19 protein-coding genes and 1 pseudogene are annotated in these 25,292 nt (G+C 67.4%); 5 read left to right on the forward strand and 15 right to left on the reverse strand.

Annotated elements, in window-relative coordinates:
* Positions 1 to 16: 16 nt before the first annotated feature.
* On the reverse strand, positions 17 to 355 hold the full coding sequence (gene glnK / locus ACZYRS_RS32010; protein WP_007833403.1) for a P-II family nitrogen regulator: 339 nt from the start codon (positions 353 to 355) through the stop codon (positions 17 to 19).
* A 65-nt stretch (positions 356 to 420) separates the two neighbouring features.
* Positions 421 to 1,290, reverse strand: coding sequence for a TorF family putative porin (locus ACZYRS_RS32015; protein ID WP_463422415.1), 870 nt, complete (start codon positions 1,288 to 1,290; stop codon positions 421 to 423).
* 222 nt (positions 1,291 to 1,512) lie between these two features.
* On the opposite strand from ACZYRS_RS32015, the gene ACZYRS_RS32020 reads away from it, so the two are divergent.
* Complete coding sequence (locus ACZYRS_RS32020; RefSeq protein WP_463422416.1) at positions 1,513 to 3,054, forward strand: YifB family Mg chelatase-like AAA ATPase; 1,542 nt, start codon at positions 1,513 to 1,515, stop codon at positions 3,052 to 3,054.
* A complete protein-coding gene (locus ACZYRS_RS32025; protein WP_463422417.1) occupies positions 3,051 to 3,596 on the forward strand; it encodes a GNAT family N-acetyltransferase in 546 nt (181 codons plus the stop codon). The genes ACZYRS_RS32020 and ACZYRS_RS32025 overlap by 4 nt, the downstream gene beginning before the upstream one ends.
* A gap of 81 nt (positions 3,597 to 3,677) precedes the next feature.
* Here ACZYRS_RS32025 and ACZYRS_RS32030 read toward each other — a convergent pair whose 3' ends face one another.
* The 6 genes from ACZYRS_RS32030 to tssJ form a co-directional block, all read right to left on the reverse strand.
* On the reverse strand, positions 3,678 to 5,777 hold the full coding sequence (locus ACZYRS_RS32030) for a serine/threonine protein kinase (RefSeq protein ID WP_463422418.1): 2,100 nt from the start codon (positions 5,775 to 5,777) through the stop codon (positions 3,678 to 3,680).
* Between the two features lie 31 nt (positions 5,778 to 5,808).
* Entirely contained in the window at positions 5,809 to 6,522 is a 714-nt protein-coding gene (gene tagF / locus ACZYRS_RS32035) for a type VI secretion system-associated protein TagF (RefSeq protein WP_463422419.1), read from the reverse strand.
* Positions 6,523 to 6,525: 3 nt separating this feature from the next.
* Positions 6,526 to 10,161: a type VI secretion system membrane subunit TssM gene (gene tssM, locus ACZYRS_RS32040; protein WP_463422420.1), complete on the reverse strand. Its 3,636-nt coding sequence runs from the start codon at positions 10,159 to 10,161 to the stop codon at positions 6,526 to 6,528.
* Positions 10,161 to 11,534 (reverse strand): DotU family type VI secretion system protein, encoded by a 1,374-nt coding sequence (locus tag ACZYRS_RS32045; RefSeq protein ID WP_463422421.1) that lies wholly within the window; start codon positions 11,532 to 11,534, stop codon positions 10,161 to 10,163. Before ACZYRS_RS32045 ends, tssM begins: the two co-directional genes overlap by 1 nt.
* Positions 11,535 to 11,542: 8 nt before the next feature.
* Positions 11,543 to 12,922: a type VI secretion system baseplate subunit TssK gene (gene tssK / locus ACZYRS_RS32050; RefSeq protein WP_463422422.1), complete on the reverse strand. Its 1,380-nt coding sequence runs from the start codon at positions 12,920 to 12,922 to the stop codon at positions 11,543 to 11,545.
* A 158-nt stretch (positions 12,923 to 13,080) separates the two neighbouring features.
* Positions 13,081 to 13,599: a type VI secretion system lipoprotein TssJ gene (gene tssJ, locus ACZYRS_RS32055; RefSeq protein WP_198789337.1), complete on the reverse strand. Its 519-nt coding sequence runs from the start codon at positions 13,597 to 13,599 to the stop codon at positions 13,081 to 13,083.
* Between the two features lie 170 nt (positions 13,600 to 13,769).
* Here tssJ and ACZYRS_RS32060 point away from each other — a divergent pair, with 170 nt between their 5' ends.
* The 3 genes from ACZYRS_RS32060 to ACZYRS_RS32070 all read left to right on the forward strand — a co-directional run bounded on the left by ACZYRS_RS32060 (position 13,770) and on the right by ACZYRS_RS32070 (position 17,087).
* Positions 13,770 to 14,171, forward strand: a complete 402-nt coding sequence (locus ACZYRS_RS32060) for a TssQ family T6SS-associated lipoprotein (RefSeq protein WP_463422423.1) — start codon at positions 13,770 to 13,772, stop codon at positions 14,169 to 14,171.
* Between the two features lie 65 nt (positions 14,172 to 14,236).
* Positions 14,237 to 16,276 carry a type VI secretion system-associated FHA domain protein TagH gene (gene tagH, locus ACZYRS_RS32065; protein WP_463422424.1) on the forward strand — a complete coding sequence of 680 codons (2,040 nt, stop codon included), beginning with the start codon at positions 14,237 to 14,239 and terminating at the stop codon, positions 16,274 to 16,276.
* Positions 16,269 to 17,087, forward strand: a complete 819-nt coding sequence (locus ACZYRS_RS32070) for a PP2C family protein-serine/threonine phosphatase (RefSeq protein WP_463422425.1) — start codon at positions 16,269 to 16,271, stop codon at positions 17,085 to 17,087. Before tagH ends, ACZYRS_RS32070 begins: the two co-directional genes overlap by 8 nt.
* Before the next feature lie 67 nt (positions 17,088 to 17,154).
* On the opposite strand, the gene ACZYRS_RS32075 is transcribed toward ACZYRS_RS32070, so the two are convergent.
* From ACZYRS_RS32075 to ACZYRS_RS32105, 7 genes and pseudogenes are all read right to left on the reverse strand, one after another.
* A complete protein-coding gene (locus tag ACZYRS_RS32075) occupies positions 17,155 to 17,538 on the reverse strand; it encodes a DUF4150 domain-containing protein (RefSeq protein WP_463422426.1) in 384 nt (127 codons plus the stop codon).
* A 31-nt stretch (positions 17,539 to 17,569) separates the two neighbouring features.
* Positions 17,570 to 18,277: a DUF3540 domain-containing protein gene (locus ACZYRS_RS32080; protein WP_463422427.1), complete on the reverse strand. Its 708-nt coding sequence runs from the start codon at positions 18,275 to 18,277 to the stop codon at positions 17,570 to 17,572.
* A 10-nt stretch (positions 18,278 to 18,287) separates the two neighbouring features.
* Entirely contained in the window at positions 18,288 to 19,394 is a 1,107-nt protein-coding gene (locus ACZYRS_RS32085) for a pentapeptide repeat-containing protein (protein ID WP_463422428.1), read from the reverse strand.
* The gene (locus ACZYRS_RS32090; RefSeq protein ID WP_463422429.1) at positions 19,391 to 22,063 is read right to left on the reverse strand and encodes a DUF2169 family type VI secretion system accessory protein; all 2,673 of its coding nucleotides are present in this window, start codon (positions 22,061 to 22,063) and stop codon (positions 19,391 to 19,393) included. Before ACZYRS_RS32090 ends, ACZYRS_RS32085 begins: the two co-directional genes overlap by 4 nt.
* Positions 22,060 to 22,500 carry a hypothetical protein gene (locus tag ACZYRS_RS32095; protein WP_463422430.1) on the reverse strand — a complete coding sequence of 147 codons (441 nt, stop codon included), beginning with the start codon at positions 22,498 to 22,500 and terminating at the stop codon, positions 22,060 to 22,062. Before ACZYRS_RS32095 ends, ACZYRS_RS32090 begins: the two co-directional genes overlap by 4 nt.
* Before the next feature lie 31 nt (positions 22,501 to 22,531).
* Complete coding sequence (locus tag ACZYRS_RS32100; protein WP_463422431.1) at positions 22,532 to 24,859, reverse strand: type VI secretion system Vgr family protein; 2,328 nt, start codon at positions 24,857 to 24,859, stop codon at positions 22,532 to 22,534.
* Positions 24,860 to 24,926: 67 nt separating this feature from the next.
* Positions 24,927 to 25,292: pseudogene (locus ACZYRS_RS32105) on the reverse strand (type VI secretion system tip protein VgrG); the annotation flags it as partial.

The raw sequence follows: 25,292 nt of genomic DNA on the forward strand, positions 1-25,292 counted from the left end.
TTCGGGCCAGACTCGATCAGAGGGCTTCGCGGCCCGTTTCGCCGGTGCGGATGCGTACGACCTGTTCGAGGTTGTAGACAAAGATTTTTCCGTCGCCGATCTTGCCGGTGCGGGCAGCACCTTCGACGGCTTCGATCACGCGATCGACCAGGTCGTCGGAGACGGCCGCTTCGATCTTGACCTTGGGCAGGAAGTCGACCACGTACTCCGCGCCGCGGTAGAGCTCGGTGTGGCCCTTCTGGCGACCGAACCCCTTCACTTCGGTGACGGTGATCCCCTGCACGCCGATCGCCGAGAGTGCTTCACGCACCTCGTCGAGCTTGAACGGTTTGATGATGGCTGTGACCAGCTTCATGTGAACTTCTCCTTTGGATGGAAATGAAATGGTGCGGCAACTTGGGCCGCACCTCGTTGTTTTATTTAGAGCGTCTTCGTCAGCGTGAGGATGAAGCGCGCCTTGTTCGGCGAGTAGTACGTGGTGCCGAAGGTGCCGAAGTCGGGGATGTCGATGCCCGGGTTCGCGACGACCTGGTAGTTGGTCTTCTTGTTGGCGCCCTGCACCGAGCCCGTGAGCGACAGGCCGTTGCCGAAGTCATACGAGGCGCCGACGTTGTAGTCCACGTAGCTCTTGTAGCCCAGGCTGCGGATGTCGCTGGACATGTTCGTGAAGCCAACGGCCGCCTTCAGCGTGACCTTGGGCACGATTTCCTTGCTGTACGCCAGGTTCAGGTAACCGGTGTTGCGGCCCTTCAGGCCCGAGCCGGCCTTGTTGCCGGCGTAGCCGAAGTAGTCCTTGGAAACCGTGTGCGAGTACTTGGCGGTGAACGAGCCGAAGGTTTCGTTGGCGTAGGTGGCGCCCAGGTACAGCTCGGTCGTGTTGCCCGCGGAGTTGCCCGGGTAGATGTAGGTCAGCGCACCGACGTCCATGTCGATCGGGCCGGCCTTGAACTTGTAGCCGCCGTACAGGTCGGTCTCGATGCTGTTGCCCTTGAGCCAGTTGACGCTGGAGTTCCAGTTGCCCACGTAGAAGCCGCTGTCGCCGAAGGCGTAGTCGAAGCCGCCTTGGACGGCGGGCTTCAGGCCCCGGGTCTTGGCGTAGTCGTTGCGGCCGATCATGTCCTGGTCCTGGCCGCGGAACTTGTAGTTCGTGGTCAGCGAGATATTGCCGGTCAGCGAGGGGGCCGGGGCGGGCGCCGGGTCTGCCGGTGCCGTCTGCGCCAGGGCGGCGCCCGACACGGTCAATGCAGTGGCCAGAACGATCAGCGCCTGGACGGCGGAACGGTGCGTCATCGGGAAACTCCTCGCAAGTAAGAAAGTGTTGTGGGACCTGACACCCTCAAAGCAGGGAGCGTGCCAAAGTGCACGAATACGGCCGCCCGAGAGGGAACGAGCGCCCGCCGATGAGCGCCAATTCGTTACAAGGAATGTTTCGATCGGTTGCAGGCACCAGCGTGCCGCGCGGCCGTGGGCCAACAAAAAGATGGACGCACCATCTTGGGGAGAGGGAGAAGAATGAGTCTGTCTTTGGTGCAAAGCCGTGCTTTGCTTGGGCTTGAAGCGGCCGATGTCACGGTCGAGGTGCATCTGGCGAACGGGCTGCCCAGTTTCACGCTGGTCGGGCTGGCGGAAACCGAGGTGAAGGAATCGCGCGACCGCGTGCGCTCGGCCATCCAGAACGCGGGGCTGGAGTTTCCGAACAACAAGAAGATCGTGGTCAGCCTCGCGCCGGCCGATCTGCCGAAGGATTCCGGCCGCTTCGATCTGCCGATCGCGCTGGGCATCCTCGCCGCCAGCGGGCAGATCCAGGGCGCGCGGCTGGCCGGGCACGAGTTCGCGGGCGAGCTGTCTCTCTCGGGGGAACTCAGGCCCGTGCGCGGTGCGCTGGCCATGGCGCTCGCGCTGTACACGCGCGGCGTCGCGACGAAGCTGGTGCTGCCCATCGAGAGCGCACAGGAAGCGGCGCTGGTGCCCGGCGGCGAGGTCTACGGCGCGAAGCACCTGCTCGATGTGGTGCGGCAGTTCCTCTCCGAGGACGACAAGGCCACGACGCCCGAGCCGCCCGACGATGGCTGGGCGCGAATCCATGTCACGCCGGACGTCGCCGCATCGCCGTACGCCGACCTCGCCGAGGTCAAGGGCCATGCCGGCGCCAAGCGCGCACTCGAGATCGCCGCGGCCGGCGGCCACAGCCTGCTGATGGTGGGCGAGCCGGGCTCGGGCAAGTCGATGCTCGCGCAGCGCTTTGCCGGCCTGCTGCCCGCGATGAGCATCGACGAAGCACTCGAAAGCGCCGCCGTGGCCAGCCTGGGCGGTCGCTTCGCGACGGAGCGGTGGATGTGCCGGCCGACGTCGGCGCCGCATCACACCTCCAGCGCGGTGGCGCTCGTGGGCGGCGGCTCGCCACCGCGGCCGGGCGAGATTTCACGCGCGCATCACGGCGTGCTCTTTCTCGATGAATTCCCCGAATTCGCGCGCTCCGCATTGGAGGCGCTGCGCGAGCCCCTGGAGACCGGCACCATCACCATCGTTCGCGCCGCGCGGCGCGCCGAATTCCCCGCGCGCTTTCAATTGATCGCGGCGATGAACCCCTGTCCCTGCGGCTACCTCGGTTCGTCGTTGAAGCCGTGCCGCTGCACGCCGGACCAGGTCTCGCGCTACCAGGGCAAGCTCAGCGGCCCCCTGCTCGACCGCATCGACCTGCACATCGAAGTGCCCGCCGTGTCGGCGCAGCAGCTGCTCGACTCGCCCCTGGGCGAATCGACCGAAAGCATCCGCGGTCGCGTGGTGGCGGCCCGCGAACGCGCCATGCAGCGCCAGGGCTACGCGAACCAGAACCTGCAGGGCAACGCCATCGACACGCACGCGGCGCTGGACGCCACGGCGCTCAAGTTCATCTACAACGCCGCGGCCAAGCTGGGCTGGTCGGCGCGCAGCACGCACCGCGCGCTGAAGGTGGCGCGCACGATTGCGGATCTGGATTCATCGGAAGCGGTGCAGATCGCGCATGTGGCGGAGGCGGTGCAATACCGCAGGGGGTTGCACGCCGTCGCGTGACCGACAGATTCGCGGCGTTCGTTGATATGCCAATGGAACTGACGTCAAAAAATATCAATTTAAGTTCGCGAATTACCCATCAGCCAAAAACAGAGGAATTCGAATTGCAAACCACAGACGTGATTCTGAAGATATGCGAGCCGCCATCCTCGTCGGAGTGCAATGGCATTGTCGAAATCTATAACTCCATCGGATGGGGCGGCGACCATTCCCATGGCGAAATAAACGCGATGTACGCCAAGGGCTATCACGCCATCCTGCGATCATCCGGCACGGTCGCGGGAATTGTCAGGGCTTTTGGAGATGATTATTCCGTCACATGGCTGGCGGAGTTGGCCGTTCACCGCGATTTCCAAGGAAAAGGATTGGGGTCCATCCTTATGCGGGAATTCTTGAATTCACACGGCCACACCGCAATTTATGCCGACGTCCTGCCAGGGCAAGAAGGCTTTTTTGCCAAATTCGGGATTCTTCCGAGATCGACATTGACCGCCTGCTCGCGTGCAGCCACCACGCGCGGCAGTCAAATTAAAGGTCAGTGAACAATTGCACGAGCCAATATCGAAAAAACCGCCAACCTCAATTGATTGGCGAAACTCAAATTCGATCCGCCTGCAATTCAACTACTTGAACTCGTGCGCCACCACCGGCGCCGACCGGCTGTCCTGCACCGTCACCCGCTGACGGTACGGCTCCAGGTCGCCATTTCGCACCTCGATGTTGTAGATCCCCGGCCGCAGCGACAGCGACTTGAGCGGCGGGCTCACCCCGCGGTCCGCGCCGTCGACCAGCACCTGGCCCCATGGCCGGATGTTGAACTGCACGCGGCCCATGCCCGGTGAGGCCGAAGCAGTCGGCGATGCGCCGCCCGCCACCACGGTCGGCACGTTGTTCGTCGAGGCCGCCGAGGTGGGCGGCGCGGGCATCGTCGGCGACAGCCGGTTCAGCTCGGCGATGGCGTTGCGCGCTTCCCGCGCGTGCGGGCCGCGCCGGTAGCGGCGCAGGTACGCCTCGTAGCCTTCGCGCGAGTTCTCGGCCTGCGCGAGGTTCCAGTCCTCGACCTCGCTGGTGGCCTGGGCGGCTTCGGGCAGCACGGTGGGCGTGGCCACGGCCACCGGGGGTTCGGGCGGCGGCGCGGCAGCGGGCGTGCTCTCGGGCGGCGGAGCCATCGGCGCCCCTGCCGCTGGTGCACTGGCAGGCGATGCGGGCGGCGTGGCGCCACCGGCGATGACCGTGGCCACACCGGTGGGCGTGCCATCGGCGATCGCAGGCGTTGTCCCGGGTGTTGCGCCGGGCGTTGTGCCCGACGATGCGCCGGGCGCGGCGCTCGTGCCCGGCTGCGGCATCGCGGCCGGCGGCGCGCTGGGGTCGGACATCGGCGCTGAGGGCGGCGGCACCGGCGCCATGGCGGTGGTCGTGTCCGGCTTGTCCGAGGTCAGGTGCAGGCCGATCCAGCAACCGACCGCCACCAGCGCGATGAACAGCACGCCGACCATGCCCCACGGCGGCCTGCGCGACGGTTTCTTTCCGTCGGCGGGCCGATGCCGGTCGGCGCGCTTTGCACCGGCGCTCGGCGACGATGCGGGCGGCTTGGGACGCACCACCGGCTCGGCCGCTGCCACGGGTGGCGAAGCGAAGGCCGCCGTTTCGAGCGGCGCCGGCGCCGACACCGGCGACACGGGCGACACCGGTGACAGCGGCGGCGGAGGCGGCGTGGCCGCCACCGGCGCGGACGGAATGATCACTGTCGGCGCCGCCATCGCGTTCACGTAGATGTCGCCCAGCTTCACGAGCCCCAGCTCGGCCGCGAACGCGGCCACGGTCTGCGTGCGGTCCTTGCTGTGCACGGCCAGCGTGTGGTCCACCGCGGCGCAGAAGCCCGGGCTCAGGTCGGCGCGGCCCATGGAGGCGAGCGGCACGTAGGCGTCCTGCACGCTGCGCACCACGGCCGAGGGCGGCGGGTGGCCGGTGACCGCGCGGTACAGCACGGCGCCCAGCGCATACATGTCGGTCCAGGCGCCCTGCAGCAGCGTGTTGTCGTCGGCGTACTGCTCGATGGGCGAGTAGCCCGACTTCACCATCACCGCCACTTCGTCGACGAGGTCGGCGATCGACTTGCGCGCCGCGCCGAAATCCAGCAGCACCGGCAGGTCGTCGTGCTGAACGAAGATGTTGTCGGGCGCGATGTCGCGGTGAAAGCACTGGTTGCGGTGCAGCGTCTCGAGCGCGCCGAGCAGCGGGCCGAGCATGTTCAAAAGCCACGGCTCGGTGATCTTCGCGGGCTCGTCGTCGGCCAGGCGGCGCAGCGTGCGGCCCTTGTAGAGCTGGATCGCCATGTAGGCGGTGGAGTTCGACTCCCAGAACCGGTGCACCCGCACCAGCGCCGGATGGCTGAACTGCGCGAGCGTGCGCGCCTCGTTGATGAAGCTGCGAAGCCCCGCCTGGAAGGTGGCCGTGAGGCGCTCGGAGCGCACGTGCACGCTGTTGTCGCCCACGCGGCGCGCGAGCATGGCGGGCATGTACTCCTTGATCGCGACCTCGCGCTGCAGCGAGTGGTCGTAGGCGCGGTAGACGATGCCGAAGCCCCCTTCGCCGATCACCTCCAGCAGCTCGAACTCGTCCAGCCGGTGGCCCGTGCCCAGCGGGTGCGGTTTCTCCGATGTGTCCTGTGCATCGGACGGCGCACTTGCGCCGCCGCCGTTGCCAGTGCCGTGCGTCGTCATGCATCTCCTCCTGCCGCAGGGAGCTGGTTTTTCATGCCCATGGCACGTGCCCCTGCGAAAACAATTTCGAGAACAGCGGTGTGTTGAGGCCGCCGCCATGGGCCGCGGTCCGCAACGGTGACCCGTCGGCCTGGTTGGTCCACCAGTAGCTGGTGCTGCCGAACGGGTCGAAACACAGTGGAAGCTCGGGCCAGCCCAGGCGCTGTTGGGCGCCCGCGCCAGCAGCTGTAGGCCCCAGGATCGAGAGGATGTCGTCCGAGCCGCCGCTGGCCGTGCGAAAGCCCTCGCGCGCGGCGGCCAGGATCTGGCCGTCGAACTGGTCGGGCGCCACGCCGTGGCGAATGGCCTGCAGCAAGGCGCTGCCGCACTGCCAGTACCACGCGGCCGAGCCTTCGAGCACGGCGGGGCGGTAGTTCGATGCCGACACCTGCAAGGTCACGCACACGGGGTAGTAGCGGCCCACGCGGTCGCAGCTGGGCGCGATGCAGCCGAACTGCACCGCGTCCACGCCGTGCGTCGCGGGAATGGCGAAGTTCCAGACCGGCGCGACCGCGTAGTGGCGCGTCATCGCGTCGGGCCAGCGCTTGAAGCTGCCCAGGCCGTTCTGCATCCAGCGGTCCCACCAGGCCTGCAGCTCGCGCGGCATGCGGCGGTAGAGAAAGTCGCCGGCGGCGGGCAGCTTGCCGTACCAGCCGATCTGCTCGTCGACGGGCACCCAGGCCTGCGGGGGAATGCTGCTGTTCATGGCCTAGGACTTCCCGGGGCACGAGAACCCGCTCATCTGGTTCAGGCGCAGCGGGTTGTAGACGCTGTTGGCCGTCACCGCCAGCACCACCTTCTTGCCCTGCAGGTCGAATGTCGCGTTGAACGATTCGGGCGCGCCGCCCGCCGAGATCGAGGCCTTGTCGAAGAGCCGGTGCAGCGCCCACGGCCCCTCGGTCACGATGCCGCCGGCCGGCGTGCCGTTGGCGGTGGTCACCTGAAGGCGCACCTGGTTGCTGTTGCGCGGGCCCGGCCACTTCACGGTGCTCGGCGCCTGCGGGCCGTGCGCGTAGCGCACCGTCTGGCCATCAACGTCGAGCGTGAACTGGGTGATGGCCGCGTCCATGTCCTCGGGCCGCAGGTCGATGGTGAACGAGGGCGTGCGCCCGCCCGCCATGCCGGTGAAGAACACGTCGCGAATCGCCTGCGCGCGCTGGAACGAATCCAGGTACGCCGAGCGCCCCGCCGCGCTGCCATCGACGCCGCGCTTGAAGGTCCACGGGTTCACCGAGGTGTCGACCTGCGAGGCGAGGTTCTTCTGGAAGAAGTCGTCCATCATCCCGCCCGGCGCGAAGAGTTGCGCGAAGTCGCCCGCCGCCACGTCGCGCGGCGAGCCGCGCGTGAACGGGTAGCGCCCCGCAATCGCCTGGTTGCAGAACTGCCCGATGGTCGCCGCCGCGTTCTGCCCGATGTTCTGCCGCGTCACCGCCGCGGCCTTGGACGACGCGGTGGCCGACAGGTCGTTCAGCATCCCCTGGAACGGCACCGGCAGCCGGCCCGCCTCGGCCTGCACCTTGGTGACCGCATCGCTCGACGGGGGAATGTTGCCGCTGCGCAGCGCGGTGTCGGTGGCGGTGAGGAAGGTGTAGAGCTCGTTGATGAGCGCGGCCGTCGCATCCAGCGGCGTCTGCCCGCCGGCCTTGGGTACGGTCACCATGCGGCGCAGCGGCTCGAAGTGGTTGTCCACCAGCGACTCGGGGCGGTCGGGCGCGGTGTTGCGGCGCTGGCTGCCGTCGGGCTGGCCGATGAGCTGCTCGATGCGCTCGCGCGTGCTGGCCACGCGGTTCTGCGCCTGGTCCAGCAGGCTGCGCGCGGCCTCGTCGTGGTTGCGCAGCAGGTCGGTCTCGCGCGCGGCGCCGCGGATGAGCCGCGACATCGGCGACTCGCCGGTGGAGAGCACGCGCGTCATCTGGATGCTCTGCAGGAGCGACTTGCTCTCGGCCAGCCGCACGTCGGCCAGGTACTCGTCCCACACGCGGATGTAGTCGGTGAGGTAGAGCCGCCGCACCTCGCGCAGCAGCAACTCGCGCGAGGTGACGTCGGTGATGCCCGGCGCGCGGATCTGCAGCACCCAGCGGTCTTCCTGCTCCAGCGACAGCGTGGTCTCGGCCATGCGCTTGTCGAAGATGTCCCAGTAGCCGCGGTAGGTGAAGAGCGTGGGGATGCCGTCGGTCAGCGGCTTGCCGCTCGCGCGCCGGATCACCAGCGCCGACTCGGCCCCCGCCATCTCGGCGATGGTGAAGGCATTGGGCGGGCTGGTCTGCAGGAGGATGCGGCGCAGCCGCGCATACGAGCGCTGCGCGAGCGGCACGCCGGCCAGGCGCTCGCGCGTCTGGGTGATGAGCTTGTCGTCCTTGGCGAAGGGCGAGGCCACCACGCGCCCCGCGAACAGCGCCTTCAGGTGCGATTCGAGGTTGGTGCGCTGCTCGCGCGTGAGCGAGGCGCCGATCTTGCGGTCCACGTCCGTGAGGAGCCACGCCTGCAAAAAGTCGGCGTCGTAGCGCTCGGCGTCGTACAGCATGAGATACGCCTTGAGCGCCTCGTAGCTGTACTCCGCATCGATCCTGGCGGCATCGCGCAGCGACTGCTCGATGCGCTGCGCCGCCTGCGGCAGCAGCACGCTCTCCAGCGCGCGCTGGTAGACGCCGTCGGTCGCGGCCTGCAGCTTCTCGCCCTGGTAGAGGCCGAAGCGGTGCGAGACGGGCGGATCGCCGATGTCGAACTGGCCCGATTTCGGCAGGTCGCGCAGGCGGTCCAGGATCAGGAGCGAACTCGCGAGGTCGCCACTCGCATCGACCACCGTCGGCAGCTCGCCGCGCGCCGCGGCCTTGTTGAAGGCCTTGGCGTTGTTGTCGACCTCGGCCACGTAGTCCTTGTTGTTGCGCCAGCTGTTCACGCAGGCGCCCAGCAGCACCACCAGCAGCACGCCGATGAGGCTGTAGCCCGCGATGTCGATGGCGCGGCGGCGCCGGTACCAGCGCAGGTTGGTGCCGGCCACGCCCGCGTCGCGGAAGATCACCTGCTGCAGCAGCTCCTTCAGGAAGTAGCTCTTGCCCGGACCCGGCGGCGGCGCGGGCGGCGCGTTGACCTGCAGGTAGCGCTTGATCGCGCCCATCACGCGGTCGAAGGCCGTGCCCTCCTGCGTGCCGCTGGTGAAGTAGACGCCCCGCAGCATCGAGGCGGCTTCGAACTTCGAGGGGTTGAACACGTCGGCCAGGAAGGTGCCCAGGATGTCCTCGAAGCTCGCGAACTGCTGGGGCAGCAGGTACGCCTGCGCGCGGCGCATCGGGTCGGGCTCGGCCGCCATGAGCTCGGGCAGGCGCTCGTCCAGGCGCTGGTGCAGGAGCTTGTATTCCTGGTGAAAGCGCTCGCGAAGGTCAGCCTTCGCGGCGTCCGCCGGGTTGCCTTCGATGGGAAAGGTGAAGCCCCACACCTGCGCGCGCTCGGCGCGGCCCAGCGAGCCGAAGTACTCGTTGAAGCCGGCCAGCAGATCGGTCTTGGTGACCAGCACGTACACCGGAAAGTCGATGCCCAGGTCGTTGCGCAATTCGAGCAGGCGCTTGCGCAATGCCATCGCGTGGCGCGCGCGCTGCGCATCGTCGGCCAGCGGCAGGTCGGCGATGCTGATCGTGAGGATCGCGCCGTTGATCGGCTGGCGCGGGCGGAATTTCTTGAGCAGGTCGAGAAAGCCCTTCCACTCGCCCTCGTCGGTCTCGCGGTTGCTCTCGTGCGTGGTGTAGCGGCCGGCGGTGTCGATGAGCACCGCCTCGTTGGTGAACCACCAGTCGCAGTTGCGCGTGCCGCCGATGCCGCGCACCGCGGCCTTGCCCAGCTGATCGGCCAGCGGAAAGTCCAGGTCCGAATTGACCAGCGCCGTGGTCTTGCCCGAGCCCGGCGCGCCGATGAAGATGTACCAGGGCAGCTGGTACAGGTACTGCCGGTCGAACACCGAGAAGCGGCTCGCGGGCTTGCCGTCGGTGCCCTGCCCGAAGCGCATGTTCTTCAGGATCGCGGTGGCGTCGGTGAAGCCGCTCTGCAATTCCTTGATCTCGGGCGCGTCTTCGGGCCGGGCCTCTTTCTCCTTCTTCGAAGGCACGCGCAGCTGGTTGAGCAGCTGCGCGTTCAGGCGCCTCTCGCGCCACTTGCGATAGACCAGCCGCACGATCCAGATCGCGAACATCAGCGCGATGACCACGATGCGGACGAACTCGCTCTCCAGCGGCCGGTAGCGGCCCACCGCGATGACGGGGCCGATGACCCAGATCAGGAACGCCACGGCCAGGAGGCCGAGAAAAATCCACAGGTCGCGGCCGATGAGGAAACGGAAGATGGAACGCAGCATCAGCGGGTTCCCCCTTGCGGTGCCACCGGTGCTGCCGATGCCGAAGGCGCCACGGGCGCCACCAGCAGCGTGACCTCCACGCGCCGGTTGCGCGCGCGGTTGGCCGCCGAGTCGTTGGGCGCGAGCGGATCGGCATCGCCCCGGCCTTCGGCGCGCAGGCGCTCGGGCCGCGTGATGCGCGCGGCCAGCATCTTCTTGACCGAATCGGCGCGCGCCTGCGAGAGCTGCCAGTTGGAAGGAAAGCGCACGCTCCTGATCGGCTGGTCGTCGCTGAAGCCGCTGACCAGCACGTTGCCCTCCACCGAATTCAGCGCATCGGCCACGCGGCTCAGCACCGGCGCATAGCGGTCGAGCACGCGGTCCGAGCCCGAGGCGAAGAGCCCGTCGCCGCGCAACACGACCACGCTGCGGTCGGCCTCGTCGCGCACGGTCAGCAGGCCGTCGCGGATCTCGGGCTCGAGAAAGCGCTGCAGGCGCGGCTGCGGCGCCTGCATGACCACAGCGCGCGCGGTCTGCGGCAGGCGCACCGCATTGACGGCAGCGAACGCGCCATCGGAACTGCCCGCGAGGTTGAAGGTGAGCACCGCGAAGGTCAGCACCAGCAGCACCGCCGCCACCGCGCCCACGGCCCACAGCGGCAGCCAGTTGCGCGTGCGGCGCACCGGCGCGGTCGCGTCCTGCCAGTGCGGCGACAGCGGCACCGCGATTTCGCCGCGCGTCTGGCGAATGATCTGCAGCAGGCGCTGCTTCAGGGTTTCCAGCTGCGTGCGGCCGTTGTCGATGACGCGAAAGCGCCCCTCGAAACCCATGGCCAGGCAAAAGTAGATGAGCTCGATCAGGTGCAGGTGCTGCTGCGGGTTCTGCACCAGGCGCGAGAGCAGCTGGAAGAACTTCTCGCCGCCCCAGGTCTCGTTGTGGAACATCACCAGGAGGCTCTGCGACGACCAGATGCTGCCGCCCCACGGCGTGAGCGCCGCGGCCTCGTCCACCGCCGTGCAGAGGCAATAGCGCGCGCCGATGATCACCTCGGGCGAGATGCCGCTTTGCTGCGCGCGCGTCTCGAAGCGCCGCACTTCGTCGACCAGGTGCTCGCGCAACTGCGCGGGCGCATCGTGGTGGCCGGTGGCGCGGATCTGCGGGATCAGGTCGAGCAGCGGATTGGCCGCCGCCACCAGGGGGTTGTTGCCCGCGAGCGCGGTATCGCCCGCGTGCGGGCGCCGCGCGTCGTGCCATGCGGTGAAGGATTCGGGCTGCTGGCCGAGGCCTCGCAGCGTGGACGGATCGCCGTTGTTGTTGTTGTTGTTGTTGCCGCCGCCGGGATTGGGCGGCACGAAGCCGCCGGCACCGACGGCCATGTCGTTGACACCATTCATAGGCTCCCTCACGGACGGATGGCCCAGAACTCCATGGCCAGACCCGGGAAGTCACCGGCCAGGTGCATCGCGACGCCACCCGATTTCTCGAGCTGGCGCCACATGTCGCCGCTCTTGTCGAGCTCGAAGTAGTGGTAGCCCGCGTTGTACGGAATCTGCCGCGGCGCCACCGGCAGCGGCCGCACGGTCACGCCCGGCAGTTGCAGTTGCACGAGGTCGCGGATGCGCTCGACCGAGCCGATCTTGACCTGCGTGGGAAAGCGCTGCTGGATCGCATCGGCCGGCAGGTCCGCATGCACCGCGAGCACGAATCCCGCGTTGCGCACCAGCACCGGGTCGGGCATGCGGCCCACGCGCACGCCGTGGCTGCGCTCCTCCAGCTCGATGGCGATCGCGCTCTGCTCGAGCACGGCCGAGAGCGAACGCCGGAGCTCCTCCATCAGCGGACGGATGCTCTCGTTCAAGTTGTCGTGGTCGTACACCGGCCACAGCACCGGGCGCCGCGTGGGCGAGGTGTGCGTGGCGAGATGGCAGGCCAGCTTGAGCCAGTCGGTGAAGAGCTGCTCGGGGTGCACCTGCACCGCCTGTTGCGCATGCCAGGTGGTCGCAAGATAACGGTTCACCAGTTCGAGCAGGAGAAAGTCGGACACCTCGCTCACGCCGCCGCGGCCGGGCTGCGAGAGGCGCGAAGCCAGCGCCTCGGAACGCTGCGTGAGCAGGCCGTGCAGCTCCGCGATCATGCTGCGCAGCATCGCGTGCGCCGATGCATCGAGCACCGGCGGAATGTAGTTGGCATCGACCACCAGCTTGTGGTCGGTGCGCCGCTCGATCACGCGCACCGCGCCGATGGCCTGCCACTCCGCGGTGAGCGACGAGGCACGCGCCAGACGCAGCCGCGGCGCGGCGAGTTGCAGCACCGCGGGGCCGAGCGCCACCGCATTGCCGTCGGCCACCTCGCGCTCGATCACGCCGTAGCGCGCGGCCGAGCCTTCGTCGTCGGCAAAGATGACTTCTTCGCTGCCGGGCCTTCGCAGCGGCAGCGCGAGCACGATGAGTTCGTCGGTCAGGTCGTTGGGCACTTCGTAGGGCGGCGGCGCGTCCTCGATGCCGAAGGAGAACGGCGTGCCGTCGGGCAGCACGCCCGCGCCGCCGAGCAGCGACACGCGTCCGAGCGCATAGGCATCGCGGTCGATGTCCAGGTGCAGCCAGCCCCAATAAGCGCCCTGCAGGCCCGCGGTGCGGCGCGTGACGTACTGCTCGACGTAGCGCTCCAGTTGCTGGAAATGCTGGGGCCTCAGGTACATGCCCTCGGACCACACCACGCGATTTCCCAATGCCTGCGGATGGGCGCCCAAACGTGCGGAGCCCGAGTTGCGAACTGTCACCAAAGAACCTCCTGGGGAGTGCTCACACGGAAGCGGGAGATGCGCTGATGAACGGCCTCCCGATCGATCGGTCTGCTCTGATGCTACACGCCGCTTGTTGCGTTTTGCACCGCATTTCACGCGCCAATTCTTCGCACTTTTTGACTACCTTTGCCGGCCGGTTAACGACTTGGTAGTAATTCGATGCCCGTCTTTCGGATGGCGATGCGCACGGCCTGTTCGCTCGGCGAAAACTGCCACACCTTGTAGAGATTGGTTTGCTTGGGTTCCTTCAGCGGCAGCACGATGCGCCAGCGCGCGGCCTCGAGCTTGCGATAGCCCGCGATGATGCCGATGGAGCGCGAATCAAGCCCCGCTTCCCGCTTGAAGACGCGCTCTTCGCCGCTTCGCATGATGGCCTGGTCCGCATTCACGAGCTCGGTCGCGAGCGTCTCGCGGTCGCGGTCCTGAAGTGCGAAGTAGTCTGCCGTCTCGAAGTTACCGGAAGATTTCAGTTCGAAGACCTTCACGAGAATCGGCGCCGCGTGGCCGCGCCCATCGGGGTTCACGCCGTCGTCGATACGAACGGTGACCGCATAAGGTGTGGGCAGGGATTTCGCTGTTGAGGCGCATCCGCTGATGAGGCCCGCAAACAACGGTGTGGTTGCAAGTGCGCCTTGAAGCAAACTTCGTCGCTGCATGAGATCTCCCCCAGAGGTTCGCGGCCTATATTATCGAAGTCGTGCACATCGGCGACGACGCATCGTGTGCTGGTGCCGCGACTGTCGCTACCAATCGCAATCACGGCAATTACGCGGCACACCCTTTCAAGCATTGCCTTTCATTGCCCTTCGCAAGGTAGGAGAGAAGATTGAAGTCATGTCTGCCTGCTCTGGCGTTCACGCTCTTTCTGGCGACCGGTTGCCAGACCACGCCCGAGCCGCCACCGCAACCCGAACGCCTGAGCCAGAAGGTGGCGCGCGACACGCTCGAGCGCGCGCAGCAGGCCTATGACGAAGGCGACTACGCCAAGGCCATCACCACGCTCAAGAGCGGCGGCGTGTCGGTGTTCGAAGGCGCCGAGCCCGCCACGCGCCAGAGCGCAATGAAGCTGGAAGCCTTCAGCTATTGCGTGAGCAACCAGATCCCGGAATGCCGCACGCAATTTCGCAAGATCCTGGATGTATTTCCGAACTTCGAACTCAACGTCGCCGAGCGCAAGCACCCGGTGTGGGGTCCCGCCTTCGAGGCGGCCAAGCGAATGAAGCGCTGACCAGCGCGGCCGCCACGGCCGACACCGACACCATCGACGACGCTCGCCATCAACAGGAAGACGCCATGCGCTGGACCGTGATCGAACATGCCGGCAGGCCGGTGACAACAGGCCCTTCGGCACTGCTTGCAGCGCCCGGAGGCACCATCGGACGCAGCCCCGACAACCACCTCGTGCTGCCCGACGAGCAGCGGCAGATCTCGCGCCTGCAGGCCACCGTGCGCTTCGACGACGAAGGCGCCGCGGTGCTGCGCAACATGAGCGCGGTGTTGCCCATCAGCGTGAACGGGCGCACGCTCCTGCATGAAGAGGAGTCGCGTGTTGCGGATGGCGACCGCGTGGCCATCGGGAGCTATGTGCTGGAGGCTGCGAGTGCGCAGCGCGCGGCGGGCGTTGCAGCGATGCCGCCGCCTTCGCCGCCGACACCATCACCATCACTGCCGCCGCTGATCGATGTGCCGGCAACGCTGCGTTCACCTGCAGTGCCATCGGCACAGCCCAATTCGATGGATGCGCTGCTGCCGGAGACACCGGTCTCCGATGTGTTCTCGGACCTCTTCGGCGCGGGCGCGCTGCCCATCGGCGATGCGCCGCCGACGACCGTGGCGATGCCTGCACCCGCACCCACACCTGCGCCCGCACCTGTTCCAGCACCGCCACCGGCGCCGGTCGTTGCACCGCCGCCCAGGGAACAGTTCGCCGCGCCCGCGGTCACGACGGCACCGCCCCCGTCGCCGTTCGCGAAGCCGGCTGCACCGGTCACGTCGCAGATCCCTTCCGCCGCCGACTGGGACGCCATCCTCGCGAATGCGCCGCGCCGCGTCGACAGCACGCCGGCGCCGATGCCCGACCCGTTGGCGCACGAGCCCTTCGAGCTGCCGTCGCAGGCGCGAAGGAACCCCGCCGATCCGCTCGCGGAGCTGAACCCGGAGGCGGCGGACGGCATGTCCGACATCGCGCTCAAGCGCGGCATGGACCCGCTCTCGTTCTTCGCGGCCGACAGCAACGCGCCCTCGCCGCTGTCCGATCCGCGGCCCACCGCGCTGACCCACGAAGACCCGCTCAGCGACAGGCACCCGGCCCTAGACCTGCTGACGAATCCGCCCGCCGCGCAGGGGTACAACCACGCGAACCACGCACGCGAAGTGGGGGCACAGTTCAGGCCGCCGAATCCGGTGCCGTTCGATGCGTCCGAGGCGAAGCCGGTGAAGGTGGAGGCGAGTCCGCCGCCTGAACCGCCGCCACCACCGCCACCACCGCCGCCTCCTCCGCCGCCACCTCCGCCGCCACCTCCTCAAGCAGCATCGGCACCGGCGCCTGTCGTTGAACCGGAAACGCCCGCCGCTGTACGACCTGTCGCAACGGCACCCGCAGAGCTCGTTCCGCCAGTCGAGATCGCGTCACCGGAACCGGCCGAGCCCGAACCCGAACCGGTGTCCACCGCGCCGTCCGCCGTGGCCGCAGCGCTTCCGCCCACGACGACGGCGTCGTCGCCCGCTTCTTCCGACGAACTGTTCAGGGCGTTCCTCGAAGGCGCCGGCGTGCCCGACGTCGCGGGCCAGCAGCCGTTCGATGCCGACGCCATGCGCCACCTCGGCCGGCTGATGCGCGCGTTCACCGACGGCACCATCGAACTCCTGTCCTCGCGCGCGATGCTCAAGCGCGAAGTGCGCGCCGAGATCACGATGATCGTGGACGAGGAGAACAACCCGTTCAAGATCCTGCCCAACGGCCGCGCCGTGCTGATGCAGATGTTCGGCGCGCGCATGCCGGGTTTCCTCACGCCCGAGGCCGCCGTGCACGATGCGCTCGGCGACCTGCAGTCGCACCAGCTGGGCATGGTGGCCGGCATGCGCGCGGCGCTTCTCACGGTGCTGCAGCGCTTCGACCCCGCGACGCTCAACCGCACCACGCCGCACGACGGCAGCCTCGCCGAGAAGATGCTGCCCGGCGGCCGCGAGGCGCGCCTGTGGCGCGAGCTGCGGAAGTTGCACGCGGAAACGACCGCGGCCGTCGAGGACGATTTCCAGGCCGTCTTCGGCCGCGCGTTCCAGCAGGCCTACGACCGGGAGATGGAACGCTTGAAGGAGGCGCGCCGTGCTTGAAGCCACCCGCGCCGCTTTCGCGGTTCCCATCTCGACCTCGCAGTTCTCGTGCGTGGGCGAACGCTCCGGCAACCAGGACGCCATCGGCTACCACCTGGATGAGCACAACGCGTGCTTCGTGGTGAGCGACGGCGTCGGCGGCAACGCGGGCGGCGAGCTCGCCGCGCGCATCGCAGTGGACACCGCGCTCAACACCTTCGTGGACCACCCCTCGGTCGCGGCCGACGACATCCGCCACGCGGTGAAGGCGGCCAACGACGCCATCCTCGCAAGGCAGCGCGAACTGGCCGACCAGAGCCGCATGAGCGCGACCATCGTCTCGCTGTTCGTCGACCGCGCGAGCGGCCAGGCCACGTGGGCCCACGTGGGCGACAGCCGCCTTTATTGGTTCCGCCGCGGCGCGCTGATGCAGCGCACCGAAGACCACAGCCTGTCGGAGCGTTCGGGCGAAGCCGCGATGGGCAACGGCGCGAATGGCGGCGAGCGCCTGGTCAAGACCAACCTCCTGTACCGCGCGCTCGGTGCGCGCGCGACGGCGGAGACCACGGTGTCCGCATCGCAGCAGCTGGCCGATGGCGATGCGTTCCTGCTGTGCACGGACGGGCTCTGGCAACTCATCTCTCAGCAGGTGATGGAGCGATCATTGCAGCTGGCCGCCAGCGCGGAGGAATGGTTGGCGCTGCTGCGCCGCGCGGCGGAAGCGAAGGCCGATGCGCTGCAGGACAACTATTCGGCGCTGGCGGTGTGGGTGGGGGCGCCGCAGCAGGTGACGCTGGCGGGGACGGCTGCGCCCGCGGCATCTCGCGGGTAACGGCAGCGGTCAGCGATCGGAAGCCGTCTGCGCGCGGCCTCTTCGCTTCAGCTCATCTCGTCGCGCATCACGCGCAGAGGTTGACGCACTTGAGTTGCGGCGGCGTCAGCAGCATGCCGTTGGCATTGCCGCCGTTCTGCTGCGTAAGGCTCGTGAGGCGCACGGCCGGCGAGCCCTTGATCAGGAACGTGCTCGAGCCCGTGATCTTCTTGGACTCGCTCATCACGCGAGGCTTGCGCACGCCCAGGCCGATGCCCGCGTTGTCGCCGAAGGTCAGCGGGATCTTCGTTTTCTTGTTGTGGGCCGGCAGGCACTGCCAGAGGATGTTGGTGACGTTCGGAATCGCCATGAAACCCAGCCCCAGATCCACATGGGGAATGGGAATGGCCGGCGTCTTGCAAACGTCCGGAAATGCGATGTCGAGGCTGGGGCCCTGGCAAGCTGAAAACATTCGGCACTCCTTGAAGACAAGTTCGAAAAAATCAGCCCATGTGGATCTGCTTGGCATCCGCCTTGATCAGATCCTTGGCCGTGACCACCGTGTTTCTTCCGTGCAGGCGGGCCAGTTCGCTGGCCTGGTAGTCGATCTGGCCGGCCTGCAATTGGTCCACGCCCTCGGTCATGCGAAACGCCGACTTGCTCAGGTGGACCAGCCGATCGACGATGGCCTCGTAGACGCGGCCGATGATACGCATGTTCAACACCGTCGCGCGCGCCTCCACGCCCTGGTAGGTCATGTGTCCGACCTGGCAGTCGGCGGCCTGCGCATTGATCTGCAGTTGCGCGGAGCCCATATGCAGCCGCTGCGGCCCCGACAGGCGCAACTCGGTGGCGCTCTCCACGCTGACCGCCCCTTTCTCGGAAGCGAGCGTGAGGTCTCCCGCCACCTGGATGTGCGCCGTGCCCGGGTTGGCTTGTTCCGCCACTGCGGTGAGGTAGAGCCGCTGCTCGTCCGGTCCGCTGACGAGCACCAGGTCGCCGACCTCGGGCCGCAGCAGGCAGCTTGCGGCCCGCATGCAACGCAATGTCCGGCCTTCGTGCGAAACGCTGTGGATGCCGCCGGGCAGGATCGTCGTGACGATGCCCAGGGCATTCACAACGCCGCCGACGGCGGGCCGGGGTGCCGCGGCCCGCGCGCGCGGCTCGTCGCCGGATACCGCGGCGTTCGGCAGATGAGAGTGGGTGATCATCTTGAATCCCTCATTGGACGATGTCGTCGCCGGAGCGGCCCCGCTTTTCGGGCAGGTCGCGATGCCTCGGTCGCCGCGCCGAGAACGCCTCGGCCTCGTACAGGCCGGGCTCCTCGAGCAGCAGACCGCCCTTGTCCGAGAACTGCGTGCCGCCGAGCACCGCACGATGCACCTTGGTACGCATCAGCGTCGCTCCGCGGAAGTCGGCATCGCTCAGGTCGGCATAGGAAAAGTCCGCGTAGGTCAGCTGCGCGTGCGAAAAATTGGCGCTTGCGCATTGCGTTCGGTGAAAGACGCATTGCTCCAGGTTGGCGCCCGACAGGTCGGCGCCCCGCAGCCGCGCATCGACCCATACGCCCTGGTGGAAGTCGCCGCCGTTGAATGCAACGCCACCGAGTTGCGCGGCCACGAACACGCATTGGGGAGCGGACACGCGCCGCAGCGAAGCGCCTTCCAGCTTCGCCCCCTTGAAGTTGCACTGGTTCAGCGTCGCGCCATCGAAATTGCAGCCGGTCAAGTTGGCATCGGTGAACTGGCACCCCTCGAACACCTGCTCGCTCAGCACCTGGCCCGACAGGTCCGATTCGATGAAGATGACCCTGTCGAAATGGCATTGATCGAAGCGCGCGGTGCGCACGTCAGCCTGGTAGAAGGTGGCGCCGTCCAGCAGGCACCCGGAGAAGTCCGTGCGTTCCAGCTTGGACCTGTAGAACACCAGCAGCTCGGACTTCAGCGCGCGCAGCGAAGCCCCACTCAGGTCGCAGTCGGAGAAGCCGATGACCGCCCCCTCGGCGGCGTCCATGCACGCGGCAACGAGCGGCATGCCGTGAAAGTTCGCGTGGTCCATTGCGGCTCCCGCCAGCTTCGCCCCGGTCGCATCGCCTTCATGGAAATTGCATTGGTTCAGGCTGGCGCGCTCGAGCACGGTATTCGTGAACCGGCATTTCAGGAAGACGCTTCCGCTCAAAGACGCGCCCGACATGTCCGCGCCAGAAAAGTCCGTGTCCATGAACATGCCGCCGGCGAGGTCAAGGCCGCGAAAGTCCATTCCCTGCAGCGATTGCCGGGTGATCTCCTGTCCGCGCTTGACCATGGTTTGCACGTCCTTCGGCGTCATCGAGCGCCCTCTTGGGCTTTGCGCCTTGGCACGGTGACCACCTGTGCGGTGTAGGCCTGGTCAAAGCGCGTCGTCTCGTCGATGAGGCACTGCGACAGGTCTGCCTGGAACAGGTTGGCCCGGTGGAAATCGGTCGCCACCAGGATGGCCTTTCGCAGATCTGCATCGATCAGGCTCGCGTCCACCATCGAAGCCGCCGTCAGGTCGCAGCGGACGAACTCGGCACCGTGCGCGCTCGCTCCCGCAAGGTTGGCGCCGCGCATCGAGGCGTCGGTGAAATCCGTGCCGTCGAGCTTGGCATCGCGAAAGTCCGACTCGTCGAGCATCGTCTCGCGAAGATTGCAGTCGACCAGCGCGGCCCCCTGGAAATTGGCCTTGCGCAGGCAACTGCTGCCGACGAAGCAGGTCGTGATCAGCTGGGCATCGGAGAAATCCACGCCCTCCATGCAGTCGGTGTCGGTCCAATCGCAGGTGTCCAGCACCGCACCCGGAAAACGCAGGCCGCCGACTTGGCATTCCGCCCAGGTCACCTTGTGCAGGCGCGCACCGTCGAAGCACAGGCCGTGCAGGCGGCTGCCCTCGGAGAAGCTCAGGTTCAGCAGTTGCGCGTGATCGAAGCGGCAGTCCTGGAGCGTGACCTGCGTCACCTCGCCGGTGTCGAAGAACGCGCCGCTGAAGTCGCAGTTCCGTGCGACCAGCTGTTCGAGATCGGTCGACTCGAAGCGCGCACCCGCGAAGGCGGCGTTGTCGCACACGGCCAGCGCGAGGTTCGCGCCCGTCAGGTCCACATCGCGCATGGAGGTGCCGGCGAAACGCGCGCGCACGAGCACCGCCTCGCGCATGTCGCCGCCGTCGAGCACGCTGCCGCCGAGATCGGCGCTCTCCAGCAGCGTGCGGTGCCAGCGGGCGTTGCGCAGGTCCATACCCGACAGGTCGGCACCCGTGAGGTCCATGTCCGAGAGGTCCCGCGTCCCGGCCAGCTTCTCTTGAACCACGGCGCGGGCAAGCGCCGACGCCTGCGTCGACATGCGGTCTGCGGCGTCCTGGTGCTGCGCGCTTTCGCGGTAGCTCGCCAGCAGCTGCCGGGCGGACTCGTCGTGCACCTCGCGCATGCGCGCCATGTCCTCGGCCGACGGCGAATAGCCGGGCGTGCCGTCACCCCGCGCCATGGCCTCCACGCGCGGCCAGAAATTCACCTTCGGCGGGCCCTTCGGCCTGGCGGTCTGCGCCTGCGCACCGAAGGCCGAGGTGTCGAAGCCGGCCTGGCGCGAATTGACGGCATTGGCCTGCGCGGCCTCGTCCATCTTCTTGCGCGCCTCGTCCATCTTCAGTTGCTCTTGCGCGACGATGGCCTTGCGCCGCGCGATGTAGGCAGGCATCTCCTGCATCGTCGGGACCTTCTCCATGTCGGGCACGGTCGCGCGATCTTCCGCGGCATCGACCTCCGGCCCCAGACCGGCCGCCTTGAATGACGCGCGCATCTGCGTGCGTTCGTGGGCGGCGCGCACCTTCATGTTCTCCCGCAGCGGCGATCCCTCGAACTCCTCGTCCAGTTCGGGCCACGGTCCGATGATGGGTTCGGGCAGCAGCAGGTCGTCGCGCATGCCGTAGAGCACACGGTCTTGCGACTCGCAGCGCAGCGCGAGGAGCTCGCGCCACGCGTCCAGCCCCTGGGGCGGCAGGGCGCTGTCTTCCATCGCGATCATCGCGTGGGTGATGTCGGCCGCATCGTCTTCCTCGACGGGCAGGAAGCCGTGGTAGATGAGCCCGATGCGTTCCAGGTGCGGGAAGAACCAGGCCGTGGTCAACCGCATCGGCATGTCGTCCAGCGTGCCTTCGCCGAGCGTGAGGCTGTTGATGGGGCCGCGCACCACCACGCAGCGTGCTCGCCAATCCGGAATGCGGCCGTGCAGGACCGGCTTGTCGGGATGCATGTTCCAGATCTCGAAGTCCATGCCGGGCAGTTCGCCGTCTTCGCTCGCGAGCCATTGGTCGGGCGGTGCCGCGTTGAAGTAGCGCCAGTCCATGTCCTGCGCGAAACCGGGAAAGATGTGGTTGCTCCAGTGCTCGTCGTACTGGCGCCCCAGCCGCTGCGCGCGCGAAGGCCGCGCAGCGTCGACGGGCGCCAGTCCCACCGGCGCGACGACCTGGTCGGACCGCTGCAGCCGCGCACGGGGGTCCTCGATGCTCGGCAGGCGACGGGTTCTCACGCCATTGACCGTCTCGTCCTCTCGTCCCGTGCCGATCGGGTTCTCGGGAAAGTCGGGCCCGCCGAACGCATGCGGCCAATCGACGCGCCGGGACTCGAAGGGCTGCGGCGCGCTCGATCGGCCGTCGACCCAGAAGCGGTCGCCAAAGACGAGCAGGTCCTTTTGCCGGGGGCCGACGCGCACGCGCACCGCGCACTGCGTCTTGTCCTGCTGATGGTGGGTGTAGGCCTGGCCTGTGACGACGAATTCCGGATGCGCCTTGGGCATCGCGAGGTCGAATGCCGCCCCGGCACCGAACTCGGCGCCGAAGGTCTGCCAGCAGTCGGGCTCGGGCACCAGCCTGGCATCGGCCCCGAGGCTGTCGGTCATGGCGATGATGGTCACCGCCAGCCAGTGGCGCTCGTCCCTCATGAACGGCCGGGTCAACATGCCCAGCCTCAGCGGCTTGATGATTTTCATGCGTCGAACGTGGAGGGAATTTCCAGCTGTGTGCGGTCGCGATCGATCGCGACGCGCAGCGGTGCGTCCTGGGAATAGACGATGGGGACCTGCCTGCCGGTGCTGAAGTTGGCCAGCAGCTCCTGGTCGATGAAAGTTCGAAGGCAGACGCGACGCTCGTGGTCGTCGGCATCCCGGAACACGATCAACAGCTCCGCCGCCGCCATGTTCGGCGACCCGTTGCGCCACGTGACCAGCCGAAAGCCGGGGCGCGCAAGCCCCACGATGTCGGCAACCGCGTGGCGGCCGGCGTGACGCAGCTCCTCCCACCAGGCCTCTTCCTTCATGTGCGCCGCCTTGGTCCTGCTGCCCGCCTTGAAATACCGCGGGCCGGTGAAGCCCGACACGATGGCGACCACCACACCCGCCACGGCAACGGCACCTTCCAGCCAGGTCATCGCAAACCGCCCTTGTCGCTACAGGCGTGCATCATTTCTCCACTTCGACGCCGCTCTTGGTCGTCTGGGTGGCCGAGCCGGAGATGGCCGCCTTCCTGAGCCTGAATTCGTAGCCGCCGATCAATTGCCGGTCGATCGCCTGCACCCAGTTGGCGGCCGACAGATTGACGAAAGACCCCGCCTGCAGCAGCTTGTTGAACACCGTCAGCTGGATCTTGCTGCCGTAGCTGTCGGCGGCTGCGAGGATGCAAAGGGCCTGATGGCCGATGCCTTCCTGGATCGCATGGGCCCACCAGCGCGTGTCCATGGCGTTGACCGTCTGCGTGGGGGTGGTGACGACGCTGAGCGAGGCCGCCTTGAGCGTGAAGGTGCCGGGAACGTCGAGCCGGTATTGGCTGCCGACTTCCAGGATGGTCGGCGCAAAGATCAGCTTCGGTCCGGTCACCGTGGTCAGGTGCGGTCCCTGCACGATCGTGAAGTCCACGGCATTGATGATCTCGATCCGCCCGCCCCCCGTGACGCGGATATCGGCACCGCTCACCAGGCGCAGCACCGATCCGTTGATGGTCACGACCACGGCCCCGTTGTCGGTCTCGGTGATACCACCGACCACCGTGCGCGTCTCCCCGCCCGTGATCGTCTCGGTCGCCCCGCCCGTGATCATGCGTTCCTCGCCACCCGTCACCGTCTCGCTCGCGCCACCCGTCACCGTGCGCTCTTCGCCGCCGTCGATGGTCTCCACCGCGCCGCCCGTGATGTGCCGCTCCTCGCCCGACTCGTAGGTCGCCGACTCGTGCCCCTTGATCAGCGTCGTGCGCGTCTTGTCGGTCGTGTGCGTCTCGTCCCCCTCCACCTCCACGTCCAGGTTGCGCTCGGCATGCACCAGGATCTGCTCGGCGCCTGTGCGGTCCTCGAATGCCAGGGTGTTGGCATTGGCCGGGGAACCGCCGGGTGTGGAGCGCGAAAAGATTCCGCTCCTGGTGGCCTCCCCCGGCAGGTCGAATGGCGGCATCTGGTCGGCGTTGTAGACCCTGCCGATGACGATGGGCCGATCGATGCGCCCCGTGATGAAGTCCACCACCACTTCCTGGCCAACACGCGGCAGATGGAGGGTGCCGTAGCCCTCGCCCGCCCATGCCTGCGACACGCGAACCCACGCCGAGCTGCTCTCGTTGCGCCGCCCTTCGCGGTCCCAGTGGAACTGCAGCTTCACCCGGCCGTACTGGTCGGTCCAGATCTCCTCACCCTCAGGACCGACGACCGTCGCCGTCTGGGGCCCTGTCGTGCGAGGCATGGGCGTTTGTCGAGGCGCGCGGAACGGGGTGTCCGCCGGCTGCAGCATGAAGCCGAATCCATAGCTGCCCGAAGCGCTGCCGGTGGCGTAGCCGCCCTCGCGCAGCGCGTACGTCACCGAGACGATCAGGTACTCACGGTTGTCGTCGGCACGCGCGGCGTTGCGCATGTTGAACGTGTAGCCGGGCGCCATGCCGCGCACCGTCGCGTGTCCCGCGCTGCGCACCGCCAGCGACTGCATTTCCTCCAGACGCACGCGCGCATAGTGCTCGCCCTGCCCTGCGTCGGTGTAGTCGCCGAGCCACTCGTACATCTCGTGGCCGCCGTGCTCGTACGCCCCCGGCCGGCTGCGCGTGCTCGCCAGGTCGCCCCGGGGCGTAGTGAAGTTGAAGTCGTCCACCACGTAGCTGCCGGGACTGATTTCCTCGGTCACCTGCCAGTCGTCGATGGCCTCCATGTCGTCGGCGGCATCGCGGTCCGTCGCGAACCGGTCGATGGTTGCGTAGCCGGGCATCGCCTCGTGCGCGCCGATGTCGTCGGCCAGCACCAGCGTATGCCGGCCCTTCTCGTGCCTGAAGTAGTAATAGATGCCTTCCAGCTCCATCAGCCGGCTCACGAACGCGAAGTCGCTCTCGTCGTACTGCACGCAGTACTCCCACGTCCGGTAGCTGCCACCCAGCTTCTTCTCGAACGCGAAGCCGTAGACCCCGAACACCGCTTCGAGGATGTCCACCACCGTCTTGTTCTGGAAGATCCTGTTGTCCCTGGCGCACGTGAGATACCACAGCCACGGCCGCACCACGGCCCGGTATACGGTGTGGCGCGATATGCCGCCCTCGCGACCGACCAGCGAGAACTTCACGATCTGCCCGTCCAGGTACCTGGGCTCGGCGGCGGCCGTCATGATCTCCAGCGTCAGCGGCTTGCCCAGGACCTCCTTGGGGTCGATGGCCGTGCTGGCACTCAGCAGGTCGACCTCGAACTCGAACAAGCGCGAGAGCCCCTCGCTGCCATGCATCGAACGAAAGAGCAATTGATCCCCGCCCAGCGGAGAGTGGGCTTTCACTGTCCGGTTCATCGCATCTCGCCTTTCTTCTCGACTGCTCGGGCCACGGCCTGGTGTTGCGCGCGCATCAGCTCTTCCTCAACTTGAAGTTGTGCGACAGCCGCAACTTGGTGATGCCCAGGTGAAGGCCTCGCTTATCGGATTTGCGCCCCACGAGCTCGAACGCGAACGGCGCGTCGAGCATGAAGAACGGCGCCTTGTTGATGAACCAACCGTTGATCTGCGTGTTGTTGCCGCTGGCCTGGAACTTGAACCCGTAGAAGTCGGTCGCGGCAACGACCACCCTGACCGTGCTGTTCGACCACTTCAGGAAGCCGTTCTGCAGCCAGTCTTCGTCCTTGGCGTTGATCGTCTTGCGGGGCGTGTAGAAAAGGCTGATCTCGCCGTACAGCCTGTAGGTGGTCGCCTTGACGCTGTATTTCTCGGTCTGATA

This window comes from Variovorax sp. AC194, assembly GCF_979257995.1.